The sequence below is a fragment of the Coleofasciculus sp. genome, from assembly GCF_046539235.1.
In the GTDB taxonomy this organism is placed as follows: Bacteria; Cyanobacteriota; Cyanobacteriia; order Cyanobacteriales; family Coleofasciculaceae; genus Coleofasciculus.
The window spans coordinates 1-26,872 of record NZ_JBKHHI010000033.1; the positions used below are offsets into that span (position 1 = coordinate 1).

At 44.6% G+C, this 26,872-nt stretch carries 18 protein-coding genes and 3 pseudogenes; 11 read left to right on the forward strand and 10 right to left on the reverse strand.

Annotated elements, in window-relative coordinates; all coding sequences use genetic code 11:
- Positions 1 to 71: 71 nt before the first annotated feature.
- The 6 genes and pseudogenes from ACLFWI_RS05155 to ACLFWI_RS05180 all read right to left on the reverse strand — a co-directional run bounded on the left by ACLFWI_RS05155 (position 72) and on the right by ACLFWI_RS05180 (position 4,970).
- Positions 72 to 1,291: pseudogene (locus ACLFWI_RS05155) on the reverse strand (ISL3 family transposase).
- Between the two features lie 114 nt (positions 1,292 to 1,405).
- Positions 1,406 to 1,573, reverse strand: coding sequence for a hypothetical protein (locus tag ACLFWI_RS05160; RefSeq protein WP_446412035.1), 168 nt, complete (start codon positions 1,571 to 1,573; stop codon positions 1,406 to 1,408).
- A gap of 223 nt (positions 1,574 to 1,796) precedes the next feature.
- Complete coding sequence (locus tag ACLFWI_RS05165) at positions 1,797 to 2,603, reverse strand: PEP-CTERM sorting domain-containing protein (RefSeq protein ID WP_446412036.1); 807 nt, start codon at positions 2,601 to 2,603, stop codon at positions 1,797 to 1,799.
- Positions 2,604 to 3,026: 423 nt separating this feature from the next.
- A pseudogene (locus ACLFWI_RS05170) lies at positions 3,027 to 3,263 on the reverse strand (hypothetical protein); the annotation flags it as partial.
- Between the two features lie 180 nt (positions 3,264 to 3,443).
- Positions 3,444 to 3,662: a hypothetical protein gene (locus tag ACLFWI_RS05175; protein ID WP_446412037.1), complete on the reverse strand. Its 219-nt coding sequence runs from the start codon at positions 3,660 to 3,662 to the stop codon at positions 3,444 to 3,446.
- A gap of 93 nt (positions 3,663 to 3,755) precedes the next feature.
- Positions 3,756 to 4,970, reverse strand: a complete 1,215-nt coding sequence (locus ACLFWI_RS05180; RefSeq protein ID WP_446412038.1) for a 2,3-bisphosphoglycerate-independent phosphoglycerate mutase — start codon at positions 4,968 to 4,970, stop codon at positions 3,756 to 3,758.
- A 383-nt stretch (positions 4,971 to 5,353) separates the two neighbouring features.
- On the opposite strand from ACLFWI_RS05180, the gene ACLFWI_RS05185 reads away from it, so the two are divergent.
- The 11 genes from ACLFWI_RS05185 (at position 5,354) to ACLFWI_RS05235 (ending at position 24,523) form a co-directional block, all read left to right on the forward strand.
- Complete coding sequence (locus ACLFWI_RS05185; RefSeq protein ID WP_446412039.1) at positions 5,354 to 6,091, forward strand: hypothetical protein; 738 nt, start codon at positions 5,354 to 5,356, stop codon at positions 6,089 to 6,091.
- Positions 6,092 to 6,300: 209 nt separating this feature from the next.
- Positions 6,301 to 6,882, forward strand: a complete 582-nt coding sequence (locus ACLFWI_RS05190; protein WP_446407263.1) for a hypothetical protein — start codon at positions 6,301 to 6,303, stop codon at positions 6,880 to 6,882.
- A 117-nt stretch (positions 6,883 to 6,999) separates the two neighbouring features.
- Positions 7,000 to 10,008 carry an HAD-IC family P-type ATPase gene (locus tag ACLFWI_RS05195; protein ID WP_446412040.1) on the forward strand — a complete coding sequence of 1,003 codons (3,009 nt, stop codon included), beginning with the start codon at positions 7,000 to 7,002 and terminating at the stop codon, positions 10,006 to 10,008.
- A 193-nt stretch (positions 10,009 to 10,201) separates the two neighbouring features.
- Entirely contained in the window at positions 10,202 to 11,392 is a 1,191-nt protein-coding gene (gene metK, locus ACLFWI_RS05200) for a methionine adenosyltransferase (RefSeq protein ID WP_446412041.1), read from the forward strand.
- A gap of 315 nt (positions 11,393 to 11,707) precedes the next feature.
- Positions 11,708 to 19,711: a hypothetical protein gene (locus ACLFWI_RS05205; protein WP_446412042.1), complete on the forward strand. Its 8,004-nt coding sequence runs from the start codon at positions 11,708 to 11,710 to the stop codon at positions 19,709 to 19,711.
- 80 nt (positions 19,712 to 19,791) lie between these two features.
- Positions 19,792 to 20,505: a pentapeptide repeat-containing protein gene (locus ACLFWI_RS05210; protein WP_446412043.1), complete on the forward strand. Its 714-nt coding sequence runs from the start codon at positions 19,792 to 19,794 to the stop codon at positions 20,503 to 20,505.
- Positions 20,506 to 20,672: 167 nt separating this feature from the next.
- Complete coding sequence (locus tag ACLFWI_RS05215; protein ID WP_446412044.1) at positions 20,673 to 21,572, forward strand: WD40 repeat domain-containing protein; 900 nt, start codon at positions 20,673 to 20,675, stop codon at positions 21,570 to 21,572.
- A 64-nt stretch (positions 21,573 to 21,636) separates the two neighbouring features.
- Positions 21,637 to 22,377: a pentapeptide repeat-containing protein gene (locus tag ACLFWI_RS05220; RefSeq protein WP_446412045.1), complete on the forward strand. Its 741-nt coding sequence runs from the start codon at positions 21,637 to 21,639 to the stop codon at positions 22,375 to 22,377.
- A gap of 13 nt (positions 22,378 to 22,390) precedes the next feature.
- Positions 22,391 to 23,860 carry a hypothetical protein gene (locus ACLFWI_RS05225; protein WP_446412046.1) on the forward strand — a complete coding sequence of 490 codons (1,470 nt, stop codon included), beginning with the start codon at positions 22,391 to 22,393 and terminating at the stop codon, positions 23,858 to 23,860.
- An 83-nt stretch (positions 23,861 to 23,943) separates the two neighbouring features.
- On the forward strand, positions 23,944 to 24,219 hold the full coding sequence (locus tag ACLFWI_RS05230) for a hypothetical protein (RefSeq protein WP_446412047.1): 276 nt from the start codon (positions 23,944 to 23,946) through the stop codon (positions 24,217 to 24,219).
- 70 nt (positions 24,220 to 24,289) lie between these two features.
- Positions 24,290 to 24,523: a hypothetical protein gene (locus ACLFWI_RS05235; protein WP_446412048.1), complete on the forward strand. Its 234-nt coding sequence runs from the start codon at positions 24,290 to 24,292 to the stop codon at positions 24,521 to 24,523.
- A gap of 50 nt (positions 24,524 to 24,573) precedes the next feature.
- On the opposite strand, the gene ACLFWI_RS05240 is transcribed toward ACLFWI_RS05235, so the two are convergent.
- The 4 genes and pseudogenes from ACLFWI_RS05240 to ACLFWI_RS05255 all read right to left on the reverse strand — a co-directional run.
- A complete protein-coding gene (locus ACLFWI_RS05240) occupies positions 24,574 to 24,684 on the reverse strand; it encodes a DNA cytosine methyltransferase (RefSeq protein ID WP_446412049.1) in 111 nt (36 codons plus the stop codon).
- Positions 24,685 to 24,750: 66 nt separating this feature from the next.
- Complete coding sequence (locus ACLFWI_RS05245) at positions 24,751 to 26,334, reverse strand: serine hydrolase (protein WP_446412050.1); 1,584 nt, start codon at positions 26,332 to 26,334, stop codon at positions 24,751 to 24,753.
- Between the two features lie 83 nt (positions 26,335 to 26,417).
- Positions 26,418 to 26,549, reverse strand: a complete 132-nt coding sequence (locus ACLFWI_RS05250) for a hypothetical protein (RefSeq protein WP_446412051.1) — start codon at positions 26,547 to 26,549, stop codon at positions 26,418 to 26,420.
- A 17-nt stretch (positions 26,550 to 26,566) separates the two neighbouring features.
- Positions 26,567 to 26,872: pseudogene (locus ACLFWI_RS05255) on the reverse strand (RNA methyltransferase); the annotation flags it as partial.

Consider the following 26,872-nt stretch of genomic DNA (forward strand, 5'->3'; position numbering starts at 1 on the left):
GTACTTATGTTTCGATTTTACGCTAAAGTACCCTGAAACGGAATCACCTAAATCTGGGTCTTCAGGACTTATTATGCTAAACTATCAACTAAATGCCAAAACAATAAAGCTCTTTTTTTAAAGTTATAAAAATTGGTAAATCCAAAACCACAACGTTTTATTACCTTTAATCTATTGTTAATTCCTTCGACGATGCCCTGGGTCGTTTTTTGCTCAAAATAGCCCACTATTTCCCAAAACCAGTTTTTGATGGTCTGAACTGTCTTGGGAAAAAATTTTCCAGCTTTCATTAGCCAGTCTCCTAATTTTATCGTCCCTTCTCCTACATTTTTACACCTTTCAAATATCTCCGTAAATTCTTCCTTGAGGGCGTGCATTATAGCTAGTTGAGGGGAAGTTTCTTTTATTTGCTCTAATTTTTCTTTCTGTTTTTGTTTCAGGTCTTTTTTATTTCTTAGTAAAATATATTCCCCCCCTTAAGATTAGAAAAAAGTTTCGATCTTGGTTCTATTCCCAGCTCTAAAGCTGTTCTCTTCTGGTCAATACGTCCTTGATTTAGTTCCTGTCCTGATGTAACAACTTCGTTACATGAAATCTATCCGCTGTTATCACCGCATCTGGACAGAGTTTATGGAAGACACTTTTATACATTTTGTATAAATCCATGCTAACTTCTTCTATCTGTTCTAAAATTTCCAACCCCCAGGTTTTTAACACTTCTTCAATCACTTTTGATTTTCTCTCTGGAACTAAGCCTATTAATTTGCCTGTGTCTAAATCTACTAAAACTACTATGAATTTTCCCTGTCCTTTGACTAAACTAATTTCATCTATACCTAATCTTTTTAAAGACTTGAGATTAATCGGTAATTTTTTTTGGCTAATTTGATTAATCATTGATTCGACCTCAGATTCTGTTAAATTATTCCTTCGCAGCTCCATTGAGCAGATTGCTATTCACAACCTGTTCAGTAATCCATTGTGCATAGCGATCGGTATATTTTTTTCGTTTTCCCACAAAGTTCAATTCCTCACTAAAGGGTTTTTGACAGTGATTACACTTAAATTGTCGGCGGTTAACTTTTAAAAATATTTCAGTTTCTCCCCAAGGTAAATCCTTAATTAAATGCCAATGATTTTGATGAAGACGATGGCTAGGCTTCTTACAAGTTGGACAAGCTGGCGTTTTTGATTGGGATTCAACTTCTAATACTAAGGCTTTTTCAAGGTTTTTTTTAGATTTGACTATGACGCCTTGCAAACCAAGAAGTTGAGTAAGCTGTCTCTTCATTTGTCGAGCGTGTTTGTTGATGTAGTAACTAACAGTTTAGCATAATAAGTCCTGAAGAACCGTTTATTTTATCTGCGATCGCGTAGCGTTTCTCTGTCGTTTCTGATTCAATGTTCAAAGTGTCTCGATATGGACATCTTCAAAGATGACTTGAAACCATTCCCGTTCCGGTGACGCACACATTACACCCACTTGAACGGTTTCTGCTTCAGTTATAGCACTACGGGGATACGTTAGGACATTTATCTGTTGCCTGTTGCCTGTTGCCTGTTGCCTTTTCACCTAATTTTATTGTCCTAACCTCAATGCGTAGCGCTATAAATATTCCACTGATCATCACTATACGCCAGAATGGGAATAGTTCACTCCTTTTTGGCTCACCAACACAAACATTGTAGAGACTTCATGCAAAGTCTCTACAATCGGGGCGGAAAAAGGATTTATGCTAGCGGATTGGATATCCGAACCTATAAATTTTCCATCTCCGTTTTTATGAAATTTATCTTCAGTCTCTATCCTGATTCAGATTAACGGCTTTTTTCTTCACAAGTAAACCTAGACCGAGTAAGGATAAACCAGCTAAGGTGCTGGGTTCCGGAACACTTTGAGGGGGAAGTTCGAGGGGATCAATCGTCGTGAAATTGATGTCACCTGAAACAGCGTCACTGTACAGCACGAAAGGTTCATAGCAAAAGTCAGTTCCAAATTCAGGATCTAAAAAATAGGCACAACTTTCAAGATATAATTCTACTTCCTGATAAAACTGATTTCCTTCAATAAAAAAGTTGTTATATTCCGTAAATGTGTCACACACATCTGCAATGCTTCCACCAGCATAACAATAGCCCTCTGAACTAGTGTGAGTTGGTAAGTCTAGTTCTAGACCTATCAACTCACCTGAATCAAAAGTAAAAACCGGATCGCCGATTACATCGCCACTACTCCAATATCCATCACCTACAAAATAGCCATACCTCAGACCTTCAAAAGTTGCAAGACCACCATAATCAAAATCAAAATCTACATTCGATGTTGCTGATTTCAACTCCTCTAAGCTAACTTTTTTTGTGCCAACACCTGCTAATAAACTTTGGATCGCATTGAGATTATCAGCGCCTACCTCAAAAGATAAAGAGCCTTCGTCAAGACCATCATATAGATCTAGATTTCCAATATATCCATCTCCAAACACAAATTCAAACTCGGCATAATCGTAAAACTCGGCGGCTTGTGCTGGTTTAGCTTCTAATGCTAAAAATCCCAAAACTGCACCAGCGGTTATTGCTGCTATTTTTTGAGGAAGGTTAACCATATATACTACACTCCATCCTAACCGTTCAGTTGCTGATTTTTTTACTATAGGTATATAATACCGTCAACTCAAACATAAAAGTTTGATAAAGTTTAATCTTCACACAATTTTTATATCGGCATAAATTAAACAAACTTATACAAAATTGAGACGATTAAGTTTCAGGGGGTGAGTAAAATTTATTCATTATACCAGTCAATTAGCTATAGCTCGTTAGATTCGGACGAACTTTGTAAAATTTATTTACAAAAATCCGATCAATGCACCTCCTATATCTGCCATATTTTGTCGGAAATATAATTTAATTTAATATATATTCCAATAGCTGAGCTTCATAGAATCTTTACAGAAATCAATGGGTCTCTTGCTCCCCTCTGCCAAGCTTGAGCGATCCCTTATACGTATCTTTTTATAACAATTCTGAAACTTACGACTCGAACAACTGCACTTAAACGCCGTTTCGCCTAAATCGATTTGGGTTTGATAAGGTTTACTGCCACTTCCTTTACACTCTCCCCACACCGCATCCTGATTCTGTCCTAATCCTTGCCATTTCGATAAACGTGCCAAGCCTTGACCATTTTGGGCAGACTTAGCATCAGGGGCGAGTGCGAGGATTTGTTCCGGAGTCCAGTGTTCGTAGTTGCGCTTTAGCGCCATAAACGCGGGTCTTCCGTAGTTGGTGTGCTAAATTGTTAGTTGGAAACTCCAAAATTTTGGACAGCAAGAGCTTCAACCATTTAGACCCGGATTTCAAGTTGTTTTGAGTAGCTTAGAGGCTACAGTCCTTATTTAGTATTTAGCTTGCTTTTTGGCTATTAAAACTGATAGTTTAGCACACTAAGTCTGGAAGACCCAAATTCGCGGGAGTTCTGAGATTCCAGCATATTCTACTTCTTCTTCAGGGGTTAGTTGATTTGTTTTTCTTTTTTCTAATAGTTCTTCAAAGCGAGATTGTAGCTTATCGTTGAACCGAAAGAGATAAATATTACCGAATTCGCTCATTTTAATGCCGGAGGACGTTAGGGCTGAGGGTTGAATCATGAGTTGAGGTGTCATTGGGCTATTGCGATTATCAATTGCTCTTTATTTTAATTCAGAATCAAGGGCGCATCGCTATGCGCCCCTACCTGTCCGATTAATGTTGGTTAATCATGCCCCATACTTGCGTAATCGTCCCGCATGTGCTAAAGCTAACCCGATCAACTGCACCCCAGGACGCAATCCTAACATCCCCCGCCCACAAGCATATTCATCAAATGTCGCCACATCATCCACTTGGGCATATTTACTATGAATCATCACGGGGACAGGATGCCAACTGTGTTGTCCCATTACCGCCGGGGTGGAATGATCTGCACTCACGACTAACACATCAGGATTAAGTCCGGTAACTAAGGGTAAAAGCTGATCCACTTCTTCAATGACTTTTACCTTACCCTCGAAGTTACTATCTTCTCCCTTACTATCGGAATGCTTAACATGGAGGAAATAGAAATTGTACTTTTCCCCATAAACATCTTGCAGCGCCTGAAATCGTTGTTTCATGCCACCGGGACGCGGCACAACATCCATGCCGATTAAGCGACTCACGCCGCGATACATGGGATAATCCGCCACACAAACCCCATCAAGTTTAAAGCGATCGCGGATGGCTGGCAAGGGTTGATATTGCTCAAACCCGCGCATTAAAATCCCAGTAGCCCGGTCTTCATCGGCTAAAACCTGCTGTACCTGATCAATAAACGATCGCACCAATTCGGCGGTTTTCTTGGAGTCTTCTGATTCAGGTGTCGGATCTTTAGCCGGAACGCCTGTGGTTTGTGGATCAGTATCCGCTAAATTTCCCCCTAATCCCTGACCCCTTAACACAAATACCGCCCGGTGTTCGCTGACGGTTTCAAAGAAATAGTCCCCTTCAAAATCCCAGCTAACCTTGTCCCGAATCTTTTCACACAGACGACGATTCACATCCGTCGCAATTCGACCCGCCCGTCTATCGGAAACATTACCCTGTTTATCAATCGTGGCAAAATTCACCCGCGCCGCGATATCATTTTCCTTGAGGTCAAACTCGATTCCCAACGCCGATAAAACACCGCGACCCACATTATATTTCAGGGGATCATAACCAAATAAAGACAAATGACCCGGACCACTACCCGGTGTAATTCCCGGACCAACAATTTCCAATAGACCACAACTCGATTCTTGTGCCAATTTATCTAAATTCGGCGTCTGGGCGACTTGCAATTCCGTCCCGCCTTTGTCTGAATCGGACAATCCGCCCACCCCATCTAGAATTAAATAAACAATCTTACCACCCTGTTGCCAAGCTAAGTCTTCCCAAACTGTACTGATATCCATAATAATTAGTTTCCCTCAAGCGTCCCTCACTGGCATTTTGAACTGAATGCAGTGAAACAGGCAATTCAACTTAAGGTAGAAACCTTTTCAATTGGGAATTTTGAATTCTTACAGACCAATTTATTTACTATACCAACGCTCTCCAATCTATCTACCTTAAGGTAGATATTATGTTTTTCTTTGGGTAGAAGTCAAACGAACTGATTACAGGTAAGCTTCTTTTAGCTCAATCAAGCAAATCGTGCCATTTTCTGCCAAATTGGGAAGTTAAGACAACCCAGAAGCCCGAATAGCGCGTTTTGACATAATTTGTTTACTCAGAAGGTATAAGTGTGAATAGTTTCGCTTTCAGACAAACTTGTTCGTTGATCAGTACTATTGCGTTGATAATAGTATCGAGTATACCGTCAGTTCGAGCGGAAACGGCGGAATCCTCTCCTCACCAGGGAATAGATTCACCTTATCCGTGGCAAAATGTTTCAACCAGTGCGGAGAGTTTAAAACGTTCCGCAATCTCTCTCGATGAAAGCAGGTTCCCAACCAATCCTTCAGAACTCAACCCAACTGGCGATACAGGAAATATACTCCCCGCAACTCCCCCACCCAACCTAGCTCAGCAAACCGTACCGCCACCGGATGCTCCGACGGAACCCCTGGACATTGACACAACAGAGGTATCGCCCGGTCGAGCGACTCGTTCCGGTTCCAGCTATATCGGAATTGGCGGTAATATTGGACTGGGAGATGGAGATACGGCTCTGGGTGAAGGAAGCTTTGCTGTCTTCAGCAAAATTGGCTTAACTAGCAATGTATCGGTGCGTCCATCAGTCCTGATCGAAGATGATCCGACAATTCTGCTCCCTGTCACCCTCGACTTTACCCCTGCTGTCACCGACGTGACTGTGGATGTAACCGAAGACTTGGGTGCGAGAGTATCTCCTTATGTTGGCGCTGGAATCGCCATCTCGACAGGAGATGACAGTTCAGTGGATTTCCTGGCTACGGGAGGTGTGGATGTACCGTTGACGACTCAAGTCACAGCAACGGCTTCCGTGAGCGCCTCGCTGTTTGATGACCCCGCTGTCGGACTGTTGCTGGGAGTCGGTTATAACTTCCAATAATTGTCAGGGTTGATGGTTCATGGTTCATGGTTCATGGTTCATCGCCATCAACAAACAACGATGACCATGAATATCTTCGTTTTGCCCAAGTTTGTCATCTAGTTAACATAAAGTTACCGAGGAAGCTGAATCTAAATCTAAAGAGTGATGCATTCAAGAATTATATTGAATTACATTTCCTCTGTGGGTAAACCAGAGGAGGCTTGATAATGGCGTCAGACTATGAGACACAAGAGGCAACAGAGACATTAACGATAGAAGGGCTAAGTGCGATCGCGCTTGCACCAATTGTACTTCCCGCCGCCGCTATATTGGAGCAACCGTTAGCTAAAGCTGCACTCAAAGAAAGCATTGCCTTTTCCCAACGCTGTCAGGAAGCCGTAGCCCAAGCCAGAGAACGCCTCGATGATGCGATGGCGGAGATTCAGGCGGATTTAGGGGAACCACAGCAAGCTGAAGCTAATGGGAAAGCCCAACCAACCTATGTTCCCCATACAAAAGCCCAGGCATTTACTGAGGTCATGGATTCAATGGATGACCTCAATGAACAAGTGAAACGGTTAACCAATGGAGTAGCCGATTTACAGGTATTTTTATCCATAGGATTTGGCGCGTTGGCGGTACGACAGTTACTGACCAAAGGATTACAACTGGATGACGTTCCTTGGATTACGTTTGCTTGGTATTCCTTTGATAGCTTTGTGAAACTCCATGACCGAGATAAATCGCCATTACCTCCAGGAAAGGAGAACGCTAGGGAGAAAGCTAGGATGATGGCGGATGAAGAATAAAAATGTAGGGGCGGGTTTCACGACTATCATTTTTTGTCTCACCCAGATGCGACTAAACCCGCCCTGACCTAACCGTTCAATTATCGCAAATAACAAATGACGAATGACAAATGACAAATGACCAACCAAATTCAAGCCATTCATACTCGCGTAAAAGGGAGGGCAAGATATAAAGTTAATCCTCTTTACCGTTCGCCATCCCTGAAGAAACACCTAGAACGCCAACTCTCAGATCGGTCAGAAATTCGCCAGGTTTCGGCTAGCGCCCTAACCGGAAATCTTCTGGTTTTATTTAATTCTGATCAACGTCACAATCAAATCGCCTCACTGATTGAAGACGTGGTATTAGAGTATGAAAAAAAACCGCAACCTGAATCCAAACCCCCTCAAGCCACATCTGAAACAAAACCAGCGGTTGAACCCAGTGAAGATCAACCAGCCAAAGACTGGCATTTGATGGATAGTGAGGCAGTCTTAGCAGCGTGGAATACCTCAAAAGAGTCCGGATTATCGCCAGATCAAGCTGAAGAAAACCTGAACAATTACGGCACAAACACCTTAGCCGAATCCGAATCTCGTTCCGATTGGGAAATCTTAAGTGAACAGTTTAACTCCTTACCAGTCGCCTTACTCGGTGCCGCCGCTGGTATTTCGCTGTTAACGGGCGGATTAGCTGATATGTTGGCGATTGTGGGTGTGATTGGCGTGAATGCGGTGATTGGGTACACCACAGAAAGTCAGTCGGAAAAAATCATTCGTTCTCTGAAAGGCGATCGCGAATTATCAGCCCTGGTGATGCGAGAGGGGACACAGCAAGAGATTAACGCGGATACTATTGTTCCCGGTGATATTTTAGTCCTGCAAGGGAGTAATTATGTCACCGCTGATGCGCGATTAATTGAATCAGATAATTTGCAAATTGATGAGTCGGCTTTAACCGGTGAAAGTCTTCCGGTTCAAAAAATCACAAAACCACTAGAAAGTCAAGACGTTCCCTTAGCTGAACGGGAAAATATGGCGTACAAGGGCACATTTATCACCGCCGGGAAGGGATTGGCGGTGGTTGTCGCCACGGGGAAATTTACCGAAATCGGCAAAATTCAGCAAATGGTGGGTGAAACCACAGCAACGGAAACCCCTCTGCAAAAACAACTGGATGAGGTGGGATCTCAACTGGTGATGCTAGGGGGAGGAATTTGTACCCTGGTATTTGGTTTAGGATTGCTGCGAGGGTATGGTTTATTACCGATGCTGAAAACCTCCATATCCCTAGCCGTGGCGTCTGTGCCCGAAGGACTCCCGACAATTGCCACGACAACATTGGCACTGGGGATTCAGGATATGAGAGAGCATAACATCCTAATTCGCGGTTTGGATGCAGTCGAGGCATTGGGTTCAGTACAAACGGTTTGCTTAGATAAAACCGGAACCATTACCCAGAATAAGATGATCGTGGCAGAAGTGCATACGGCGATGGGGATTATTACCCAATCTGAGGATCACTTTGTCACCGAAGATAACCAACCAGTTAATCCCCAAGATTATCCAGAACTATTAAAACTGATTCAGGTATCGGTACTTTGTAGTGAAAGTGAGGTAAATCGAACTGAAAACGGCGACTATGAGGTTAATGGATCTGCTACAGAAAACGCCCTGATTTATATGGCAATTCAGTTTGGGATTGAGGCGATCGCGCTGCGACAGGAGTATCCTTTGGTAACAATGAATCCCCGCAGTGAAGGGCGGAATCTGATGAGTACGGTTCACAAAACCGATGAATCTCACAAGTTTGTCGCCGTGAAAGGGAGTCCGGCTGAAGTCTTAGAACGGTGCAATTCCTGGATGAAAAATGGGGAAATTCTCCCTTTGAGTGATGAGGATAAACAGGAATTAGAACTGGAAAATGAGAAAATGGCGGGTAAGGCGCTACGAGTATTGGGAGTGGCTTATACTACGATTGAAAACCCCGACGAAGAGGCAGAAACAGACCTAATTTGGTTGGGGCTTACAGGAATGGCAGATCCGATCCGCGAAGGAGTACCCCAGTTGATGGAGGGGTTCCATAAAGCGGGAATAAATACAGTAATGATTACCGGGGATCAAAGTCCCACAGCTTATGCGATCGCCAAAACCTTAAATCTGAGTCGCGATCAGCAATTAGAAATCCTGGATTCTTCTGATCTTGCCCATTTTGACCCCGAAAAGATGCAAGCTTTATTTGATAAAGTAGATGTCTTTGCCCGAATTAGTCCAGCCGATAAATTACAAATTGTTCAAGCTTTGCAAGCCACGGGACAAGTTGTGGCGATGACAGGAGATGGAATTAACGATACTCCCGCATTAAAGGCGGCGAATGTGGGAGTCGCCATGGGTTCTGGCGGTGGTGAGGTGGTTCACGAGGTTGCGGATGTGGTGGTTGAGGATGACAACCTGCAAACCCTGATTAATGCCGTGAGTCAGGGACGCACCATATACAACAATATTAGAAAAGCCGTGCATTTTCTCCTCTCCACCAATCTGAGTGAAATTATGGTGACGACGATAGCCACAGCGATGGGATTAGGAGAACCATTAAATGCCATGCAACTGTTGTGGTTAAATTTAGTTAGTGATATTTTCCCTGGACTTGCCTTAGCATTAGAACCGCCAGAACCGAATGTTTTGGAATCACCCCCTCGTGATCCGGAGGAACCAATTATCAAGGAATCAGATTTTGCCCGAATTGCTTCGGAATCGGCGGCAATTTCCCTGAGTGCGATGACGGCTTATAGTTATGGTCTTTTAAGATATGGTATGGGGCAAAAGGCAAGTACAATTATTTTCATGAGTTTAACTATGGCACAAATTTTACATACCCTAAGTTGTCGTTCCGAAAGCCAGAGTATTTTTGACTTTAAGCAAGACCCCTTGCCACACAATCCTTACATGGATGGGGCAATTATTGGTTCCTTTGCTATTCAACTTTTGCCGACAATGGTTCCAGGGTTAAGAACGTTGTTAAATCTGGCGCCAGTAGATGTTCTGGATTGTCTGGTGATTGGGAGTAGTGCTTTAGTACCTTTAGTGGTGAATGAAAGCACCAAAAAGCAAAATTTTGATCTCAAACTGTCACAGCAGGAGGAGTAATTTGTTATTGTTGATGGTTGATTGTTGATGGTTGATTGTTGATGGTTGATTGTTGATGGTTCATTGTTGATTGTTGATGGTTCATTGTTGATTGTTGATGGGTAATAATCTCCCTCATCTCCCCCATCTCCCCCATCTCCCTCATCTCCCATCTTCCCCGTTCCCTGTTCCCTATTTCCCCAGGAGAAAGAATATGAAAAAAGACTTCATGTTCACATCCGAATCCGTTACCCCAGGACATCCGGATAAACTGTGCGATCGCATCAGTGATGCTATTGTAGATCGTTTATTGCAGCAAGATCCTTATGCTAGGGTAATTACCGAATGCGCCGTATCTACCGGAATTGTCTTCCTCGCTGCCCGATTTGAACCCAATGCCAATGTTGATTTCACCAATATTGCCCGAAAAGTAATTGCTGAAGTCGGGTATGACCGACCGGATTTTAATAGCAAAACCTGTAGTATTTTAACCAGTCTGGAAGAATTACCACCCGATAAAATCCATAATTTTGATGAGAAAAAGCTATCGGATGCCCAAATAGAAGAAATCCCGGTTAAGAATCAAGTTACAGTCTTTGGATTTGCCTGTAATCAAACCCCAGCCTTGATACCCTTACCGATATGGTTCGCCCATAAACTGGCACGACAATTAGATATTGCCCGACGGGATAAAATACTGCCCTATCTCGCCCCCGATGGCAAAACTCAGGTTGGCGTTGAATATAAAAATCGTCAACCGACTCGCATTCATAGCATGACGATTATTGCTAGTCAAAACAATGAGAAACAACCCAATCTCGATCAACTACGCCATGACATTCAGGAGGCGGTGATTCAGCCGGCGTTAAACGACGAAGCGATTCACCCGGATGAAAATACTCGCATCTTCGTCAATCCCGATGGTTTGGTGATTGGCGGGGGACCCTCACTGCATTCAGGATTGACGGGACGGAAGAACGCGATCGATACTTATGGGGAATATTCTAAACATAGTGGTGCGGCGTTGAGTGGAAAAGATCCGATTCGGATTGATAGAATTGGGGCGTATGCTGCCAGATATGCGGCGAAAAATGTGGTGGCGGCGAATTTAGCTGATGAATGTGAGGTGCAATTAAGTTATACGATTGGACTTTCTCGCCCGGTGAGTGTTGAAGTTGAAACCTTTGGCACGGGCAAAGTTGATGAACAGGAAATCATTGCTCGTTTAAAAGATAATTTTGATTTTCGTCTGGCGGGAATTATTCGCCACTTTAATTTAAGATTTTTGCCTTCGTTGACCAAGGGAGGATTTTATCAAAAGTTGGCGGCTTATGGTCATGTGGGCAGGATGGATCTGGAATTACCTTGGGAAAAAACCGATAAGGCTGAGGTTTTGAAGGGGTGAGAATCAGGACTTTCGATAATTTTTTATTAAGAGGTTGGCTTTGTGGGTATAAGTACGAAATAGCCAAGATTATTGGTATTTAATCCCAGCGGAAAAGCTATCCAATGAAAAGGCTTAGTCAGGGGGCAAAGTTATAAGAATACCTCGATTAACCAAAGCGATCGCGAGTTTGTTAAGTTTTGATGAGAGGAAGGAGCGCTTACCTTATCTCCAAGGTAAAATTGAGGATATTTTATTCTGAATCTTCCCACACACGCCATTGGCGGTTGATGGAGGCACAGAAAAGATCAGCATTGATTGGGGACACGTTTGGCAATGTCTTTTCAAGAACCCATCCGCAAAAAAAAATCCTCACCCTTTAATCGGACGCCAGCGCCCAATCCATTGCAGCGGCGCCGCTTCAAAGTCCCCAAGCCGCCGGAAAAGGTGGTGCGGCGCTCCCCTGAAGAACAGAAGGCTTTTCTGCAACAGAAACTGGAACAAGCAGCCTTTGTGGGTTACAACGGTTTGAACGTCCCGGTTAAAGCATCAGAAACACCTCCACCGCAACCCATTCAGCAAAAGCCTGCTAGTGGAGGATCAGAAGATAACTCTCAGCCGCAGGAAGTACCAGACGTTGAGGCAACATCAGAACAGGTAGAAGAAACTGTTGAATCAGAAAAACAACAATCCTCCGCCGCCGCATCACAGGGTCAGGAGTCATCTGAAACAGAAGGTGTTACCCCTCCTGGGGAGTCAGAGGCAGAAACGCAAAAGCCGCAATCCCAAATCCCGGATTTACAAGCTCAAAAGGAACGAGCATCCCGTTTGAGTTCCAACTGGCTGAAAGTTCCAGTCAATGCTCCAGGAAAAGAGCCATCTTCGGTGCAGAGGAAGCTGCCCCAAAAGGGGTTAGAGACTCAGTATCAACCGCTTTTAGGACAGAGAACCAATCTGAGATTGAATGGGTTGAATCGGCTGACGTCTGAGACTCCCGTTCAAACCAAGAGGGAAACCCCCTCAGACGACACACAGGAGGGAATAAGCGAATCTGAAACCCTAGAGGAAACTGAAACGGAGAGCGATGCCGTTGCTGATACCAAAAGCACAAGTGCGGCGGCGGAAAATGAGCCAGATAGGGAGCCTGCTCGGAACCAGCCGGAGAGCAATTCTCAAGCTAAACGGAAAGTAGCCATTCAGGACGAAAAAGGTAAGGATAAGAACGCTGATACTGATAGTGCCAATACGGACAAGAGTCAGGCGGAAAACAGTAAGAGTGAGTCCACGAATCCCGATGTCGCCAGTGCCAAGACGGCTAACCAAGACGCGCAAAAGGCTGTTGAAGCCGTAACGGAAACAGAGACAGCCGAAACAACAGAAAATCTAGGTGAGCCGGAGACAAAAACGGAAGCAGGTGCAAAAGAGGAAACCGCTACCGCTCAAGCTGGAGAGCAAGAGAGTCCAGACGCTACAGGAGATACCCCCAAACAGACACCCACTGATGAGGAAAAAGTCGATCAAAACGCTGTTGCCAAAGTCACCACTCAAAAAGAACAAGTGGCTGGAAAACAAGCGGAAGCGGCAAGGGCGGTAGCGCAAACCAGCAGTCAGATAGAAACGGCGGCGGCTAACTCACAACCCCCAACCAATACAGGCATAGCATTTACTCCACCTCAAATCAAGCCCACCTTTGTGACTACCGAGGCAGGAATTGCTGCCCTCAACCCCCAAAAAGTTCTGGGTGCGGCGGGAAATGGTATGGTTGTTTGCCAAACTGATAATCCCCAAGCGTCTCTAACGGCTGCAAATCAAGGCATTGTCGCTCATCCCATTCCTGAAGCTCAGGTGGCTAGCTCCATGGAACAGCAGCGCCTTCAGGCAGAAGCGGCGATGTCTCAATTCATGGCTTCGGGTTCACAGCGCGTGGCAAGTATCGGCAGCCTCGGACAAACCATTGCACCTCGCATCCAGGCATCGGCGGGGCAAGCTGTGGCTGCTGTGGATATGGCAATCAGCCAAAATCAAGCGACAATTACTAATGCTATGGCTCAAGCCCGTAGCCACGTTCAAACTCAGGCGCAAGGGGCAAAACAGGAGGTCACTGGACAGCACCAAGCCACTGTCGGGGCGGTTAAATCCTCCACAACCGCCGCACGCGATCGCATCCAAACAGAATACCAAACGAGCCTTGCTCAACTCCAGCAAATTGAGACGGGAATGGCGTCTGGTATTGCCAAACCCTTCACCAAAGCTGCCCAAGATTTCCGAGCCGCTGGGGTGACGGTTGGCAAGGAAGCCATCCAAATTGGTAACGATTACCAAAAACAATTTGCAGGTGAATCTCCCCCAGAACCCAGTAATTTTATTACGGAATTTCTGGAAAGCTTTGACAGAGAAACCTACGTTGAAAACTGGCGCCAAGCCAAGATTAAAGCAGCCGGGGATGTCGCTGCCTCCTATCGTGACGGCTTACAGCAAAACGCCAATGAAAAAGCCGCAGAACTCTCCACCAGCCAGTCGGAAGTGGTCAAAGGAATGCAGCAGGTTGTGGCGACGACTCGCAACGAGCTGCACCTCCAGTACAAGGCTGCCCTGCAAGAACTCGCCCAGTCTGAGAAATCGGCGCTGAACAGGGCATCCCAAGCCTTGAAGGGTCAACTCCAAAGCATTGATCAGAATCTCAATGCCACCCTGAGTTCCTTAGACCAAATGCAGGCAACCCAGTTAACTCAGCTCAATAGTTTAGGGGAACAGCAGAAACTGGGAATTAATGCCAATGCCGAGCAAGTAACAGCGGCGCTGCAAGCAGGGGTTAACCAAGCAACTACTAACGTGCAAGGCGCATTCCAGCAATTTGCTGACCAAGCTCAAGGCATGGAAACCCCAAATCTACCAGTGGTCAACGCCGTGATTGCGGAGGCACAGGGTCAGCTTGATGGCATGATGGCAGCGACTCAGGCATCCCTGGAGACGGGGATCAGCAATTCGGAACAGGGGATTGATCAACAGACTCAGGAGATGCTGGGCAGTATCAATACGGTGACTCAGCAGGCATCGGCTGCTGGCACGACGGTGGCTGAGGAGTTTAATACGACTATTGCCCAAGAGGTGCAGCGTGCCAGCCAAGCGTTCACGCAGTTGCAAAATGGTCACACGAATGGGGTTAATAGTCGTGCAGATACGACAGTGGGTGAACTGAAAAATTTGACCGCAGGTGTACAGCAGCAGCTTGATGGTGTCATTAAAAACCTGAACACAAAATTAGCTGAAAGTACCACACAGCTCGAAAATGGTCTGAGAGGTTCCCTCAAAGGCTCCGACCAAAATCCCAGCTTAGGGCAAACGATCCAGGAGAAAGCCCAAGAAGCCGCCGACCAAGTTCAGCCAGCTTGGAAGAGTGTGGTCAAGATTTTAATCGACATTGTGATCACCGTTGCCGTAACCGTTGCGATCGTGGCGTTGGCAGCGTCGGGTGTGGGATTAGTTGCAGCCATTGGGTTAGCGGCATTGATTGGCGCAACCGGAGCGTTAGTGAAACAGGGCGCGAATGACTTAATTGATGGCAAGATGTCCTCCTGGCAAACTTACGCCACCCAAGCAGGATTTGGTGCCGTTGGTGGTGTCTTGCAACTGGTGGGATTGCGGGGTGCGGAAAAAGCAGCAGGCTTATTGACGAATACAGCCACTAAAGCTGGGGCTAAATTTGGCATTGAATCGCTGGGCGAGATGGGTGCCGATATCAGTCAAAGACTGGCAGTGGGTGAGGCATTCTCGTTGTCGATGGTGGGAATCAGCTTTGGTACTTCCCTGTTAGGGAATGCCGGGGGTGAGGCTCTCAGTGGAGCCTTTGGCAAGTTGGGAACCAAGCTGGGTGTAGACCAAATCGATAATGCTGCGTTCAAGACGGGGGGCGAATTTGTTACCGACACGATTGGCGAAACCGCTACCGATGTCACAGGTCAAGTCGTCTTCGAGGACAAGGAGTTGTCTTGGCAGACGGTTGGTGAAAGTGCGGGTACATCAGCGTTTGGCAATCTCGTGGGTCGAGGGGCAAATCGGGCCTATGGCGATCGCTTGCGAAATTTGGGAGGAGGCGATCGCCCGTCCACCGATGTACCAAATCTCAACCAACCTCTCCCGCCAGTCGGTGACATTTCTAATCCGACACCAATAGTTGATCCGAATACCAATCAACCCGTTGGACAAACACCGCCATCGACACCAATAGTTGATCCGAATACCAATCAACCCGTTGGACAAACACCCGCACCCACGCCAATAATTGACCCAAATACCAATCAACCGATTGGGCAAACACCGCCATCGACACCCATCAAGGATGAGGGATTAACCCAGATACCATCGGATCAAATCAAAGATACATCCCTGAATCCAGATCTACAGAAAACATTAACAGCAGCGCTACCCAATGACTTGCAGGGTAAGGTTGCCATCAACGTCGATCCCGATTTACCTAGCAATACAGTCCGCGTTCATTATGATGTAGACGCCAATGGACTGGTGACTAACGTTCATATGCGAGTAGGGCTGGATGCAAGTGCAGTAGATATCCAGTTGCATACCCAAACCGTCCGGCTGATGCAGCGTTACTCTGGATTTTCCGGACGAATACGCCTGCTCAAAGAGCGGATTCAGAACTGGATCAGTAAGAATGGCACACCACCAGTCGGTTCGCGAGCGTGGGAAGCCAAACTGGAGGTCGAAAAACTGCCTCGGATTATTGATGAGCGCTTGGAACGCTTGGGAACAGGGGACTTGGATGTTGATGCTGAGGCTAATCTCCGAGCCGATATCGAAAACCTGCAACAGCAGTTAACGCAGCACCAAAACACCTTGGATGAGATGGATGTCAATCCTGGTGTTGGCTTTGTTGCAGCCGATGCCAATAAGCCCGGTAAACAGACCAATCAACCGCAAGAGTCGCAGCCGAAAAAGAGTGAAGATGAAGGCTTACAAGACCTGAATGCTGCCCTGAATCTCCGCTTGAGTCGCCAACAACAAGAGTATTTGAGAGGAAATACTGAAGGCAATCCCTTAACTAAAACTCAGATCAACAAATTGATGGATCATGCCCAAAATGATTGGCAGCAAGTTAAAGCAAACTACCTACAGTATCCCCAATTGATGCAGCAACTTGTAGACTACCGCCAAAAAGAAGTTCAAAAAGTGATTAACGAAATCAAAAAAGGTCACCAAGATGTAGAGGTCGTCTTTCGAGACAAGGGTAGCGGAGGCCCAATCCGGCAAATTGCAGCAGGTAGCGCTGATCTGAGTTCAGATTACGATATAGTCTTTTACAGTAGAAATAAAGATAAAAAAAATCGAGCGATTCAAGCCATTGAAGCCGTCCAAAATTTTAATGCTCTCTTTAGAAGTAAATTTGGTCGAGAGGCGGGTTTAGTTTTTGACACCAATGTTTATACACCAGGCTTTATTCCCGATGCCGCTTATAGCCCAACAGCAACAAGGCTATCTAAACTTCAAAACCTACAGAAAACCTTTGATGAGACAGACACAGCCAATCAGACTCTCAAGGAAAAAGAACAAGCGCTTCGTGATTTAGATGAGCAAGACAATAATCAGGAGAGCCAAACCAAGCGAGCGGAACTGGAAGCTGAAATTACAAAGATTCAAGCTAAAATTGATAGCCTGAATCAGAAAGCCACAAAATTAAAAACTGAAATACGCAAGCTAACCAAAGATCTCAAACTCCAGCCTGGAAATCTAGATTCACCAACGGTAGTCCAGCACGAAATTAAGCGATTCAGTGAAGACCTCAATAAACAGTATGAATCAGAGAAGAAACGTAACGCCGCCGCTGATGCAGAAACGGATGCCATAGTTGTAGCTGATCAAGATGTCATGTCTTTAGCGCAGCAGCGGCGGAACATGACTGATCAGGAATGGAATAAATTCCAAGAAGAAACCTTAGCCGGAATCGAATCAGGTTCTGATCTACACAGCCAAACAAGCGATCGCTTCCAAAAGGCGAATGACGTTTACACAGGTATTCGAGCTGAACTCGATGCTAAAATTGTTGAATTAAATAAACAAAAAGAGCTAGAATATTCTGATCCAACCAAGCAAAAAGTTGAGCCGGAAGATGATGTAGAAGCGATTAAGGCTCAAAATCCAAACGCCGAAATCGAAGCAAGCAACCTACTCTATACTCAGCGCTTGCAAGAGGTTAAAGCGATATTAAAAGAACTAGAACCCTTGCGCGATAAGCGGAATGAACCGTTGAATCAGCAAAAAAAGGAACGGCTTAATCAATTAACTGTTGAATGGAATAAGAAACAAAGCGAAGCTCTGATTTTTGCAAACCAGGCTTATTACACAGGCGGTGCAGCTCAACATGTTGTCGGCAATCAGCAGATGAGTTTAGGTCGGAAACTGTCACCCGAAGAATACTTAAATTCATTTAACGAACAAGTTAGCTATGCCCTTGAACATATCACCGATCATGAAGGTTTGGGTCATTCACTCTGGACAAGCGGTAAATATTTAGATCGAGCCACGGATGCTGTCGATCAGCTTACCCAAATCGAAAACCTTTTAGAAAGTTCTCCTATCGAGTTTGAGGAATCAACGAAGAATCGTGTGACAGGAATGCGCGAAATGGCGCAGCAGATGCTCAAGATCAAGAAAGGCAAAGATGAGTATGCTGATCTTTCTCCAGATCAAAAAGCAGAAAAAGCCATAGAAGTGGCTCAAGAGTATCAAACCGAGTATGGCTTGGATTTACAAGATATTAATGGGATGCGGCAAGAACTGATTAGCTTAAGTATTGAAATCAATAAGCAAGTTCGTCGCCAAGGGGAGAGTTATAAAGCTAAAAATTCCTTCGATCAAGAAGGAAGTCATCAGCAAAACCCCCCTCCTACCTCAGAGGTGAATCCATCTGAAAATCAGAGTAATCATGACAATGAATCCCCAACCGAAACGACTGTTACAAATCCAAGGGCGAATAAAGAACAGGATAAAACAGGGTTAGAGCCAGAGTCTCAACTGAAAACGGATAAAAATAATGAACAGGGTCAAGAACTCAATCACCCAGGTGTTGAACTTCACAATCACTTTACAGGTATCTTGAAACCTGCAAAACTTATAGAATTGACAGGTAAACAACCTAGTGAGATTTTGACAGACTTATGGAACAATACATCAGGTAGCACTAAAACCGTTATTGGAGAAGTCTTGAAGAACAATGGCATTTTACAAGCCGATGGAGAGTCACTAAACTTAAGTAACTCCAAGGTTGTAAAAGTCACACTTCTAGAGTTGCTGACGGCGACAACGATTCCCTTCGATGAAACCTATAGAATTAGAGGGAGTGTTCTACTCTCAACGACTCCTGAACAACAAGTTCGATCAACATTAGAACAGCTCAAAGCAGATGGCATTAAGTATGCAGAATTGCAGGGAGGATTACCGCGTGGCATAGACCCTGAGCAATTTAGAGCACTGCTTGAAGAATACGGATTAGAGGTACGATTTCTATACATTATTAGTTCTGAACGACTGGCAAGTGAACATCCAATCAAAGAACAACACTTAATCGCGACACCCGAAAGAAGAGCGTTAGAGCAAGTGGGTAACGGTCAAACGATTGGTATAGACATTGCTGGCGCAGAACGTCGCTTTACGTCAGAGGGGATGAAACGGTTCAAGAAAATTTATGAAGAACTCAAGCAAAAAGCAATAGAACAAAAGTCAACATTTGTGTTGCGACCTCATGTAGGAGAAGGCTATCCCCAGAGAGACAGTACAGGTCAACTCGATAAAAGTAGTGATGAACACCGTACAATTGCTCAGAAAAACTTGGAAAACCTGATTACTACCTTAGAAGAGTTAAAAGCGAACAATCAGTTATCCGATCAAGTCATTGTTCGTTTAGGTCATGCTACTCATGCCACACCAGAACAGCTCACCAGAATTCAACAACTAGGAATTATCGTTGAAGCCAATCTCACCAGTAATCTAGTCACCCAAACCGTTGCTGATCCGGTCGAACAAAATCAGGTACTGTTGAAGTTCTTGTTCCATGATGTTAAAACTATCCTGAATACAGATGCAGGTGGCGTCATGAATACGTCTCTACAAAGAGAGTATGAACTGGCTCATACCATCCTGAGTCGATTTAATACCAATGAAATTCCTATCGTGGTCGATAACGTGCATTATTACTTCAGCGAAATTCCTGATGAAGGGGATAGAGACCCTGGGGTTGAATACAGGATTTTACCCGGCGAAAAGCGAGAAAATTTTGATATAGAACGACTCAAACAAGAAGCTGAAGGCTATTCTCAAAAAATGTAACCCAGTTCCAGTATAACGATAAAACAGTAGACAGTAACCCGGATTTAATACTTATCTATCAAGAGAGGATCGATCTATCTATGGAAATGTGGCTTCTGCATCTTGCGGCACTCGAAGAACATGAGCGATGGGTAAGGAGAGGACGCCAAGGTTCGGGATGTCTGGTACTGGAAAATGAAGACTTAAAAAATGCTGTATTGCCCGGTTTTAATCTGGTAGCCGCCCGATTTAAGGGATGCGATTTTAGCCAAGCCAATATTAGGGGGGGGAATTTGACTAGCATTCAGTTGATCAATTGTATTTGGGACAACGCAATGCTAGAAATGGCAACCCTTGATCAAGCGGTTATTGAGAATTGTCAATTTGTTGGGGCGTATCTTAATGTCGGACATTTTATCGAGGCACAAATCCGGGGAGGAGATTGGAGCAAAATTGATCTCCATCGGTCAACTTGGACAAACGCTCAAATACGAGATGTCTGTTTTCAAAATGCTCGTTTTCAGGGGGCAAAGCTCCATAATACTCGTTTAATTAATTGCGATTTGAAAGGGGCAAATATTGCGGCTATGACTCCCGATAATGCTGTTTTTGAGCGCTGTGATTTTCGCCACTGCGATCTCAACTATCTCAAACTTAAAAATACCTTATTTAATAAGTGTGGATTTTACGGTTGTACGGGGACTCCGACGCTAGAGGGAGAGTGCCAAGTGATTGAACCTGACTTATCTAAAAACTTTGATGGTAGTAAGATAGTTGACACCGAAAAACTCTTCCAGCTTTGGGGCTTGGGTTAAAGGTGCTTAAGCTTCCACGCTTTTAAATTGCTTGTTGAGACTGATGGGGGATGAGGATAAAAGTTAACTGTTTGTTTCTTGTCTGAAGACTATTTAATTGAGAAGCTCAGCCTCTTAACTATACAGCGAATCTCAGTAAACCTAGAGTTTGAGGAATTATTATAGCCATGACTGAAGGAGAAATTATTCATAGCCTCAAAGCACACACCGACTTCCTCTATTGCCTTGCTATCAGTCCTCATGGCAAAACATTAGCCAGTGCTAGTAAGGATAAGACGATTAAACTGTGGCAGTTGGCAAATGGTCAAGAAATCTGCACCTTAAAGGGTCACACTGATGCTGTTTTTCAGGTTGTTTTTAGTCCAGATAAACAGACTTTAGTAAGTGGCAGCAAAGACAAAACAATTAAAGTCTGGAACCTTCAAACTACTCAGGAAATCCATACATTTTTAGGACATACAAATTGGGTCACATCCTTAGCTATTAGCCCCGATGGACAGATTTTAGTCAGTAGCGGCTTTGATAAGACGATCAAGCTATGGAATTTGCAAACTGGGGAAGAACTCTGTACTCTTCGTGATCATTCATATCCTGTAACTTCTGTTGCCATTAGTCCAGATGGACAGACGCTAGTGAGCGGTAGTAAAGATAAGAGCATCAAAGTGTGGAGTCTTCAAAATGCTAACTTAATTGGTACACTCACTGGTCATAGTAAAGAAGTAGAATCAATTGCTATTTGTTCCGATGGAAAAACTCTTGTCAGTGGCGGTTTAGATGAAACGATAAAACTCTGGAACATTGACATTAATCAGGTAATTCGTACCCAGATTTGCGGATATTTGGGAAGTGTTCATTGTCTTACGTTCAGTCCAGATGGACAAACTCTAGCAAGTGGTCACAAAGACGGTACAATTCGCTTCTGGAACCTAAATACTGGTGAAGAATTGTTCAAACTGAGAGGACATGGCTTAAAAGGTGTTAACTCTATTGTTTTTAGTCCAGATGGCAATTTTCTTGCAAGTTGTGCATTTTGGGACAAAACGATTCAGATTTGGAGATTGCGGTAATAGGAAAATGTGAATCCGAAATGACAAATTCAATTTAGGAATACTGAGAAAAAGGGCATCTTTTATGGCAAATCCAGAACATCTTGCTTACTTGAAACGAGGAGTTATTGCCTGGAGTCAGTGGCGGAAACAAAATCCGGATATCCTGTTTAATTTGTACCAGGCAAATCTTAGTTATGCCCAGTTAAGCGGGATCAACCTAAGCTATGCCAATCTCACTGAAGCTAACCTCACCGAAGCTAATCTCAGTAATGCTAATCTGAATAGGACAAGTCTCAGAAGAGCTATCTTGAGAGGAGTTAACTTTGATGGAGCTAACCTTGAAGCTGCTAACTTAGAAGAGGTTAATCTCAGCGGATTAAACTTGAGTGGCATTAACTTTAATATGGCATACCTGGAACGGGTAAACCTAGAGGGGGCTAACTTGGGTAATGCCAATCTCAGTAATGCTAACTTGAAAGGGGCTAACCTGAAAGGGGCTAACCTGAAAGGAGCAACGTTGTGGGGCGCAACTCTATGTGATGTAAACTTGGAAGGAGTTAACCTCGACGGAATAAACCTAGAAGAGGCGAACTTGAGTCGAGCTAATCTGAGTCGAGCCAATCTGAGTGGAGTTAACCTTGAATTTGCCTATCTTGGAGAGGTTAACTTGAGTTATGCTAATCTGAGTCGAGCCAATCTGGAAGACGCTAATCTCGAAGGAGCCAATCTAGAAGGGGTTTTATTTAGCCATACAAATCTTAACGGAGCTAACTGGAATGGAGTGACTCTTGAAGGTTTTTTTGACAGAAGCCCCATAGAATAAAGTGTTTTGAGTTATGACGACTACATCGACTTCAACTAACCCAAAGAGTCTGGCGATAATCTTTTTGTCCCCAACTCCTTTTTATTCAAATCCAATCCGTTCTTTTTTACAACATCTGCAAAAGAAAACGTCTTCATCCTTTGACTTTGTTCATTTTCCTAAAAATCTCTACACAGCTTCTGAATCTCTCGCCGAGGACTACCAACCTGTAACCACCTCGCTACAACTTTCAGATGGAACTCAGCATCCAGTAATTATAGCAATTACTCCCCAACAAAACGATTCAGCCCTGTTGACTCTGAATCTTGGTGGCGCTGATATCGCTAGACATTTAGTAGGCGAACAAGCCAATAATGCCAGTATTTCTTGGTTAATAGATATTCTCTGTACCGGGGTGCGGATGACAAGGGCAGATTGTGGCTTCGTATCTTGGGAAGCCCAACCCAATGAAACCATTAAAGCCAGAGTAGAGTATGGCAGATTATATCTGGAGAAACTGCCAATTATACTGTGGACGACAGCACCCCTATCTGAAGCTATATCCCACCTGAATGCAGATGCATGGAAAACCGAACAGCAATCAGATGGAGCCTGGTTAATTATACCTCAAAGACTTCCAGAAAATCAAAACACTGGAGAGAAAAATTCTTTGTGGATTAATGCCACCCAAACTCGCTACTTTCTAATTCCCAATCGCCAAGAGATCCCCGGTGGCAATTTCCAAATCCATAACCTAGAGGGTGAACAAAAAAAAGTGGCGATCGCGAAAATAGCTTCTTATGAAATTACTCAAGAGCAAGCAACAGCCTGCCTAGAATCTCAGATCAACCAGGCAATTGATCAAGCTAAACATGCTTTGTTTAATCGGATCACCTTCTTCATCGGACAATCTCCAGAAACTCCGCGACAAACCACAACTCTATCAGAATTAATGGCTGTTTTATTGGGTATTTCTCTGGAAGACTTGCCCAATCATCCGGAAAGAGCTAAAGCCGATTTAGACAATCTAATCACCACTTTCAAGGACATCATTGGAGGTTCGCTCTCACCAGAGTCAGCTCGACTTGATGTAGCTCGTCAGCAAATGCACACGATCCAAACAAATCTCAAGGCTCACGGTATAGATTTGGGTAACACGTTAGAGCAATTTCCCGATAGATTGCACAATTTACATTTCTCAACCGAATCAGCCACCTCGCTCCACAAAATGACAGCTAACCTACGCAAATTTGCTGATCAAATTGAGCAATATTCAGATAATAAAGATGAGAGTTTTAGTGAATTTATAACTGCTTTTGTTAACTTTTATCGAGACTTGTTTGGAAAAGAAGACGAGGCACAAGCGCAAGCGAGATTACAGCAAAAGTATAGGAAAAGAGCGGATGAGGCAATAACAGAATCTCTCAACCAACATCCAATGCCATCGCTTAAATTCGAGGATTTGCTTCCTAAATCCAGCCAAAAACCCGATGAAAGTACTTAGCAACGTAGATGATAATCAGGAACTTGAGATTGTAGCCCGGAGTTTGAACTTCCCATCGGCTGTCTATCCCCACCAATTTAACCATGCGTCAATTGTCCTTACCCCTTGACTTACCTAATGCTGAACCCGCCAATAAACATTGGTTTCAGGACATTTTAGCCCAGCTTTCAGTTCAACCAGAAACCGGATGGACAGACAAATTTGGTCAATCTTTGCGCCAATGGTTGCGCCAACAGGCTATTCCTCGGATTAAAACCCTCAGCTTATTTTCTGGGGGTGGAGGTTTAGACATAGCCTTTCATGCGTGCGATACGTGCTTCGCACACGAAGAGCGATCGCGTCCTATTCCAAAAACTTAAAAAACAATGTATGTGTTTTATGGTGAAAAAGAGCGGTCTATTCTTGTTCAAGTCAACCGCTCAACTAATAATGCTACCACAATTCTATCACAGTTGTCTTAATAATTATTTAAGTGAATCTCAACTCCTCACCCTGGAAATTTTACTTTGGCTGCTTCAAGTACACAAACAAGTTAAGATTGAGAGATTAGCCGCGCTATTTCCTGTACCCATTCTCTATCAAAGTAGGAGAAAACATCTGCAAAAGTTTTTAGTTCTTCCCAACTTATATCCGCCAATAGTCAAGGAAACTATCAACAGCTAAGTGAGTTGGGTTTAACTCCGGGGATAAAGTTATTTCATTTTGTCACCCCTTCAGGCTTTTGGGTTTTGATCGATAGCACATATTGTCCGAAAGCCGGCTAAGTGAAACCCTGTAGTCAAGCCTCCAGCACCCGAAAATAAATCAATAGTTGTGTACTGCATATCGCTCAACGTCAACTTGAACCATAAATTTTCTTCCTTGAACGAATGACATAAAACATAAGACAATTACAACATCGTTCCCTGCAAACCAATCAGTAATCCACTCACCACCATAGCAGGTGTGCTAATCGGCATCGAGTTCAGACTTGGTGTCGCCGTTGGTTTATTGAAATAGTCATAAACCGTGCGGGAAACGTTGCGAATTAACTCCGAGGCGCTCGCATCATTGTGGGGACGTTTGACCAAGGTGACGATAAGATAGCGTTTTCCTGTGGGCATATCCACAATACCCACATCTCCTAATACTGAACCAATATCCCCCGTTTTATGGGCAACCGTCGCCCCTGTACCTAATCCTTGAGGAATTAGGGAATTATTTACAGTACGCTGCATGATATCCAATAAGCGATCGCGCGATCGCAGACTCAACAATTCCCCTTGATTCACCTTATACAGCAAGTTTGCCATGTCTCTGGCATTTGTGGTATTTGTCCCTTCTAAATCCGGTAAAGGGTTATTGATTGCCGTTGCGGTTAATCCCCAGGAAATGAACCGTTGATTCAGGGCTTGGATACCGCCGAGGCGATGAATAATCATATTCGTGGCGGTATTATCACTAATCGTAATCATCTTGGTTGCCACTTCTAAGGCACTATACTGAGTCCCAGGTTTTTGATATTGCATGTCCCCTGAACCTTTGGCGATCATTTCTGGTTCCATAGTTAAGGGTTCATCTAAGCGAATTTTACCCGCATCAACCTCTTGAAAGAATGCCACGAGAATCTGGACTTTAATCGTGCTGGCGGCGGGAAAAATGGAGTTACTTTCCCAGTCTAAGTAGGCACCGGTATCCAAATCTACGACAAAAACACCGGGTTGCAGTTTCGGATTTTTGGCGACTAAGGTTTGGACTTGGGCTTTCAGAGGGGAGATTTCTTGGCGCAGAGGGAGGGCTGGAGTAATGCTTTGATTCGTCGGGCTTTCTTGAAGGTTCCCCTGCGCCGCCTCACTGGAGCGCATCGACATTTTGCTGGTGGGATCTAATACTGATAATAGAGTACCTGCGATCGCGCCAATGCCCACGCCGAGAATTAATAGGCGGATAACGTGAATCCATATACCCGCCGAGCGTTTTTGGGAACGCCGAGGGCGCCGGGATTTCCCCCTCTGAGTGGGTTGAGCACGAGACGATTGACGCTTCGGTTTCGCCTCTGATGGAGTGGGAACCGTTGAACGCCGCGTTTGCCTACGGGAGTTATTGTCTCGACGTGGGTTCAAGGGTTGGGATAGGGGGGTTGCAGCCGGAGGGCGACGCATCTGACGATTTCCCAGAGGCGTTTCTCTGATCGGTATCCCGTTAATCGTCCGCAGTTTGGGTAGCTTCAGATTTGGGTAAATTGAGGGTTCACTGGAACGCCGAGTGGTAGGGTTTAGGGGTATGGGTTTGGGGCGACTGGGATTTGCAGAATTAGATTGAACCGCCCGCAGACGGCGTGGTGAAGTGGAAGAGGAGGGAGGATGAAGATCATGTTCTAAGGGCAAGGGTTGTCGAGGGCGACGTTGACGAGAAAGCCGACGAGAATGATAGATTCCTCGTGGTTTGAACTCGTTGCGATCGGGTTGATACTTATTACCCCTAGACACTGCCACTGAACATACCTCCAAACACAACTAACGTCTAAATCCTTACTCTTCAAGCCGCCATCAATGATTTCCTGATGATGTGAACTTGGCTATTTTGCCAATTTATCGGCGGAAAGTCTATAGTCTAAGACAGCCGCTAGGACATCGGTCAAGAAACCGGGTTTCTTTGGGTGAAAGCTTAATATTTCGTTGTCATCCTCACGAGAAACCCGGTTTCTCATAATACTTGACCGACAATCTAGGATTCTGACTCCTCCTGTTCTGACCTCGGCATAAATTGTACCGCCCATTCCGTCTGACGGAGAATCCCTCTGAGCATGGCGACTTCTTCTGGGGTAAGCATGGCTCGGTAATACAGGCGTCTGAACTTTTCCATGCGGGATGTCGCGGTATGGGGATGTAGGTAGCCAATCTTTAATAATACGGCTTCTAGGTGTTGGAAGTAAGCCTCTATTGCATCTAAGGGAGCCTGTAGAGACGTGCCATGGCGCGTCTGGGAAGATGGGGAGGCGAGTTGAGACAGTTCATAACAGCAAACTGCTAC